The 6443-nt window shown below is 51.3% G+C and carries 5 protein-coding genes; 3 read left to right on the plus strand and 2 right to left on the minus strand.

Features of this window, described 5'->3' with window-relative positions; all coding sequences use genetic code 11:
• A partial coding sequence (locus A3848_RS24340; RefSeq protein WP_074087183.1) for a transposase occupies positions 1–205 on the plus strand: 205 nt, incomplete at its 5' end.
• Between the two features lie 460 nt (positions 206–665).
• Here A3848_RS24340 and A3848_RS24345 read toward each other — a convergent pair.
• Together A3848_RS24345 and A3848_RS24350 are read right to left on the minus strand one after the other, a co-directional pair.
• Positions 666–1070, minus strand: coding sequence for a LytR/AlgR family response regulator transcription factor (locus A3848_RS24345; protein ID WP_074087480.1), 405 nt, complete (start codon positions 1068–1070; stop codon positions 666–668).
• A 15-nt stretch (positions 1071–1085) separates the two neighbouring features.
• A complete protein-coding gene (locus A3848_RS24350; RefSeq protein ID WP_074087481.1) occupies positions 1086–2300 on the minus strand; it encodes a sugar efflux transporter in 1215 nt (404 codons plus the stop codon).
• A gap of 135 nt (positions 2301–2435) precedes the next feature.
• On the opposite strand from A3848_RS24350, the gene A3848_RS24355 reads away from it, so the two are divergent.
• Positions 2436–3317 (plus strand): helix-turn-helix domain-containing protein, encoded by an 882-nt coding sequence (locus A3848_RS24355; RefSeq protein ID WP_074087482.1) that lies wholly within the window; start codon positions 2436–2438, stop codon positions 3315–3317.
• A gap of 145 nt (positions 3318–3462) precedes the next feature.
• Positions 3463–6288 carry a glycoside hydrolase family 3 protein gene (locus A3848_RS24360; RefSeq protein ID WP_074087483.1) on the plus strand — a complete coding sequence of 942 codons (2826 nt, stop codon included), beginning with the start codon at positions 3463–3465 and terminating at the stop codon, positions 6286–6288.
• Positions 6289–6443: the final 155 nt, after the last annotated feature.

A 6443-nucleotide genomic window follows, 5' to 3' on the forward strand; every position in this document is an offset into this window, starting at 1 on the left:
CGAGGAAGGTTATGCCCTGGCCGTACGCCGAATGACGGAACCGGAAAGCGTATTTGGACAACTGAAGAATAACCGGGGCTTCCGGCGCTTTCTGCTTCGCGGCATGGAAAAAGTGACGCTTGAGGTCGGTTGGCTTTCGCTTGCCCATAATATGCTGAAGCAAGCCACGGTGGACCAAAAACGCAAGGCCGCGATTCTCCAATAACAGGAGAATCGCGGCCTTGCTGTCTTTTTACTGCCTCTTGAATACATATGGGCTGTTTCTTTTTTTTGAAAATCTACTTATGAGACAGCCCCTTTGTTTTGTTATAAGCAGGAGCTATTCATGATTTTTAATTAAGGATTCCAACAAAATTAGTACAATCTTGGTCCTGTGGCCCTGGGTACATGTTTTGGGTCTGTTTGGATTATTGGTTATAGGAAGAATGATATCGGAATATATTCTGTCATTGGCTCTTATGTCTATTATACTGTTACCCATGAATTTAATAGGGGAAGGAATCTCACTGGGGTTTCTTCACGCGATTATTCACCCGTAAAAATTGGAGATTCCAGACTATTGGTTTGATAATTCTTAACCTATTCATTATCGGAGTTGTTTTATTGGAAATGTCTAAGGAATCTCACGCAGAGTTCTTCATGTAGCCTTATTCTTCATACAACAACTACCCCGCCGGAGCAACCCCCGTCTGCTCATCATACATACTCTCATGCCCCGTAGCGCTTGCCGCTCTAAGCAATACGTACATCAGCTCTTCCTTGGCAACAGGTTTCAGCAGAGCATCCATGCCGCCTTTGCAAAAGGCATCCAGGACAAATTCGTGGCTGCTGGTCACAACAATCTTGCCGTGAGGCTGATTTCCATTCACACGTTCTATCGCACTGGCTTCGCTGATCAGCAGCTTGGCATCCGTCACAATAAGATCCGGTTCATGCTGTTCGATCAGCCGGATGGCCCGCGAATCACAGGACGCTTCCAGAATCGCTTCATATTCAAAAGGCAGTTGCTCCAGCATCAGCTTGAGCTCAGTGCGCACAATAGGGTTGTCGTCAACAAGTATAATTTTCATCGCAGGTTCCTCCTGTTATGTGATGCTGGTAGAACGGGTCCCCTCTTCTGCCGTCAAACGTTGAGGGAGTGCAAGCAAAGCCAGAGAGAGCAGGCCCAGCAGCAGACATACCCAATAGGCATTCCGGTATCCGAACCATTGTGCTGCTGCGCCCCCGGCCAGACTTCCCAACAGTCTGCCGATCGTCGTTGAATTCGTATACAGTGTTGAAGCATATCCTGGCAAATCGGGAAGCAAATCCTGAATATAGCTGATGCCGATAGCGGAGATAACAGCTACGAAGAAGGCCAGCAGTACCTGTCCGGCGAGAATCTGCCACAATGAAGTTGAGAACAGCACGACTATGTAATAAGCTGCACCCAGCGCAATTCCCCAGACCATGAGCAGCCGGGCGGAATATTTAGCAGACAATAGCCCCAGTACAAGCATCAGTGGGATCTCAAGCAGTGCGCAAATACTGGATACCGATGCGACATTCTGCATATCCCCGCCAAGCGTATCCGTAATGAACAGGGAAATGTTCAGGTTGTTGATCCAATGCCCGGAATATAGCAGCGTCAGCACCAGAAAAGGAACCAGGACCCGGGGATTCTGATGCAATCTTACGGGCTTGGGCTGCTGTCTGACGGTTTTTGGCGGAGCGGCAGGAGCTTTTATGAAGAAAAGAGCTAACATAGCATTCAAGATAAAAATCAGCGTGGTGCTCGTGAAGATGCCCTGGAATCCAAAATAATGGATAAGAACCGAGCCCACCAGCGGACCGACGATAAAACCCAGTGAAAACATCGAGCGAAGCGTTGAATTGGCTAAGGCATGATCAGCGGATTTGCTGGCATTGACAGCCTCCCGTGCACTGGCGAAGAGCTGTGGCATGGCCGGGGCACCGAGAGCCGTGAATACGGTCATAAACAACAGTAGTCCATAAAACTCATGAATAATGAGGTATCCGGAAAAAGCTAGCGCATTGAAAAACATGGCGGTGACCATCAGTTTTTTGCGGTTTAGCCCGCTGTCCGAGCGTTTGGCAATCGACATGCTGAGCCATACGCCGCTTATAATGGTTATTGCCGTAAAAACACCAAAGGTAGCTGCCGATACCCCCAGCTTAGTTGTGAAATAGACAGCCAAAAATGGGGAGCTAATGGATATAGCCATCCCTTGCAGCATCATGCAGATCAAAAATACAGGATAGCCTGAGATCAGGAAAAGATTGCGTGTTCGGTTCAACATAGGGGCGGGAATGTCTCCTTCAGAATCAGCTTGCAGCTTTATCTTTCATTTGGTTATAGTATAGATAATTGTTGATGATTAAAGAATGTTTTATCTGCTCGAAAACCTCTACTATTTGGCTGGGACGGTGAGACTATGGATTTGAAGCTGCATGCCTGCGCGTACTCTTTTCATACCCTTCCCTTCAAAACATCCTTTACGCCGCCGCCCTTCTTTCTGTTTCGGCTACAGGTAATGGGCAGCTGCAGAGCGCTGGTCAAGGGGAAAATGGAAGTCATTGAGCCCGGCGATCTGCTGATCTACCCCCCTGGTGAGCTTTATCATTTAGAGGTGGAGGCCATGGACGGGAATATTGAGAGCGGGGATTATTATCTGCTCTGCGAAGGTTCGTGGATCGAACAGTGGTGGAAGACCCGGCCCCGCCCGATCCAGCAGCGGATCCATCTGGATGCCGGAATGCTCTCTCTATGGCAGCAGCTGAGCATCGAACAGCACCGGATTGTACAAGGCAATCCCGAGCTGATCCGGCATCTGCTGTGCGCCTTATGCTTGTCGCTCGACCGCCTCTCGGAGGAGTCCGTTTCCCGCCAGGACCCGCTGGTGCGTTCCAATGAAATGGTGCTGCTGATGCAGCGGTATATCAACGAGCATGCCTTGCGCCCGCTGCGGGTGGAGGAGGTTGCAGCGGCGGCCGGGCTTAGTGTCTCCCGCGCTGTGCATCTTTTCAAAAAGCTTACAGGGTATACGATTATTCACTATACCCAGGAAATCAGGCTGTCCAACGCTCTGGAGCGCATCCGCTATACCGACTTGGGGCTGGAAAATATCGCCGGAAGCTGCGGGTTCGGCACGTATTCTTATTTTCACAAGGTGTTCAAGGCCAGATACGGCGTCACGCCTAAGGAGGTGCGGGGCCGTCCGCCTGAGACGATTCTGGAAGGTACCTATGTTATCACCAGCGGAGACCAGAACCTCTCCGGCGTCTCGCCGGATGCGCGGAAGTTCCTGTCGAATTGAGTGGGGGACGGGTCCCCCACCCGAATCTCTAATTATGAACTGATTTTTATGTCAATTATTCAGGTGTTGCTCCCTGCGGGAATCTTTTATGATGGGGAGGATAGTTGAAACCGTTATCATAAAGATCAAAAGGAGTGTCATCTCAATGGAATCCGCAACATTACCCTTTCAACAAATTGAATTGCAGCTGAATGAACGTGTACAGGACCTGCTCTCCAGATTAACGCTGGATGAGAAGGTAAGTCTGATGCCCCAATATCAAGCAGCTATTGAACGTTTAGGAGTAGGCGGCTATAAGCACGGTACGGAAGGGGCACACGGTATTTCCTGGCTGGGCAAAGCGACTTCTTTTCCACAGCCGAGCGGACTGGCCTGCACCTGGAACCCGGAGCTGCTGCAGAGAATCGGTGAAGCGATCGGCGACGAAGCCAGAGCGTTTTACCGGAAAAATCCGACGGTCAACGGCCTGACCTTATGGGCGCCTACAGTGGATATGGAGCGTGATCCGCGCTGGGGCAGAACGGAAGAAGCCTATGGTGAAGATCCGGAACTGACCGGCCGTCTAAGCACCTCGCTCGTGAAGGGGATTCAAGGCGATCATCCCAAGTATTTGAAAGCGGTAGCAACGCTTAAGCATTTCCTCGGTAATAACAATGAGATTGACCGTGGAGTGGCTTCCTCCAGCATAGATCCGCGCAATATGCGCGAGTATTATCTGGAAGCCTTCAAACCTGCCTTCAAGGAAGGCGGCGCGCAGTCGATGATGACGGCGTACAACTCGGTGAATGGCGTACCAGTAATCCTGCATCCGGCAGTCATGGAGATTGTGAAGGGCGAATGGGAAATGGACGGCTTCATTGTAAGCGATGCCGGAGATTTGTTCGGGATTGTGAAGGATCATAAGTATTATGAATCGTTCGCCCAGTCCATGGCGGAATCGATTAAGAACGGCATCGACAGTGTGACCGAAGAAACGGAAGAGACGATTAAGGTCATTCACCAGGCGTTGAATGAAGGGCTGCTGACCGAGGCGGATCTGGACCGTGCGCTTTTCAATACATTCCGCGTCCGTTTCCGTCTAGGCGAATTCGATCCCGAGGAAGGCAATCCGTATGCGGCCATCGATGATTCCGTGATTCTCAGCAAGAAACACAGTGAACTGTCCCTGGAAGCTGCGAAGCAATCCATCGTATTGCTGAAAAATGACAATAACACCCTTCCGCTCAGCAAGACTGAGCTATCCAAGGTCGCACTTATCGGACCGCTGGCGGATGAAGCTTTCAGAGACTGGTACTCCGGTACGTTAGCTTACGGTGTGACTCCTCTGCAGGGTGTGACGAAGAAGCTGGCCGGGAAGCAGGTTGCTTTTGAGAGCGGGGATGACCGCATTATTCTGACCTCGGCAGCTAGCGGCAAGGCAGTAGGAATGACCGGCGAAGACGGAAGATTGGCTGTCTTGCATGATGTACCGGAGCGTGGGGAATTGTTCCGTCATACAGCCTGGGGCTGGACCGCTAATACATTGGAAGCAACAAGCCGGGGACAGTATGTTACACTGAACGACTCGGAGACCTTGACGGCTTCTGCTGATGAAATCTATGGCTGGTACGTGAAGGAATCGCTGAATCTGGTGCCGGAAGACGGGGGAGCCGTGAGCCTGCGCACGTGGAATGACAAGCTGATCTCTATCAATGCAGAGGATGGCACACTCCAGGTTGGTGATCAGGATGCCGTTGCCCAGGCACGTGAATTTAACAAGACCGTCATTGTAAATGGGGTGGAAGCGGCAGTCCAAGCTGCCAAGGTCGCAGAGGTCGCCGTCGTGTTCGTCGGAAACCATCCGCTTTTGAACGGCAAAGAAGAAATCGACAGACCGGATATTGTGCTGCCTGAAGAGCAGGAACGTCTAGTCAAGGCAGTATACGAGGCAAATCCCAATACTGTAGTAGTAATTGTGGGCAGTTACCCGATCTCTTCGACATGGATGGATGAGAATATTCCGGCGGTCCTGTACACCTCCCACAGCGGGCAGGAGCTCGGCAATGCGGTGGCAGATGTCCTGTTCGGCGACTACAGCCCGTCAGGGAAGCTCAATATGACCTGGTACCGTTCCGTGGATCAGCTTCCTGACCTGATGGATTACGATATTATCAAAGGCAAAAGAACCTACATGTACTTTGACGGCGAGCCGCTGTATCCGTTCGGTCATGGCTTAAGCTATGCACAGGTGGTGTACCGCAAGCTGTCGCTGGCGGAGGAGCTTTTGAAGCAGGATGGAACCATTAAACTGACAGTAGACGTTGAGAATACAGGGTCCGTAGCAAGTGACGAGGTAGTTCAGTTCTATATTCACGCCTTGTCCTCCCGGGTGAAGCGTCCCCTGAAGCAGCTTAAGGGTTTCGAGAAGATTCATCTTGCTGCCGGGCAAACACAGACGGTAGCCTTTACTTTACCGGTGGCGGAGCTGGCTTTCTGGGATGTGACGCGGGAGCAATATTGTGTGGAAACCGGCGAGTACGAGATCTTAATTGGCCGTTCCTCGGGCGATATTCAGCTGACCGGACGCGTGCAAGTACAGGGCGAAACGGTTCCACCGCGTGACCTGTATCATACAGTTAAAGCCGAGAACTACGATGACTATGAAAAAGTGTTTCTGGATGAATGCAAGGCGGGCGGCGCATCCATTCACCCTACAGCGGACGGAGCATGGATTGCCTTCAAGGATGCAGCGTTCGCACAGGGAGCAGGAGAGTTCCAGGGTCTAGTATCCTCCGCCAAGGGCGGCAGTGTGGAGATCAGAACCGGAGGCCCGGCGGGGAAATTGGCAGGTACGCTGGTAATTCCGGCAGGCGGCACCCTCCAGGAGTGGAAAAGCCTGTCCGTTCCTGTAATTATGGAAGCAGGAAATACGGATGTGTATTTGATCTTTAGAGGCGAGGTTCTGCTGAGCCGCTTCCATTTTAGCGCATAGAAGGAACACAGCAATGGCCCCGTATATTCTGATGATTCAGAGGATGCGGGGTCTTTGGCATGTTCAAATAGCAGAAATCCAGACGTAAAAAGAACCCGCTGGCTGCATCGCTGCGCCAGCGGGTTCTTAAGATGTGCCTGGATTCAGTCTCCGCC

The sequence above is a fragment of the Paenibacillus sp. P32E genome (assembly GCF_001909085.1).
GTDB lineage: Bacteria > Bacillota > Bacilli > Paenibacillales > Paenibacillaceae > Paenibacillus_AQ > Paenibacillus_AQ helianthi.

Coding starts and splice junctions, on each gene's coding strand:
- A3848_RS24345 (WP_074087480.1), bottom strand. CDS start 1,070: ATGAAAATTATACTTGTTGACGACAACCCTATTGTGCGCACTGAGCTC.
- A3848_RS24350 (WP_074087481.1), bottom strand. CDS start 2,300: ATGTTGAACCGAACACGCAATCTTTTCCTGATCTCAGGCTATCCTGTA.
- A3848_RS24355 (WP_074087482.1), top strand. CDS start 2,436: ATGGATTTGAAGCTGCATGCCTGCGCGTACTCTTTTCATACCCTTCCC.
- A3848_RS24360 (WP_074087483.1), top strand. CDS start 3,463: ATGGAATCCGCAACATTACCCTTTCAACAAATTGAATTGCAGCTGAAT.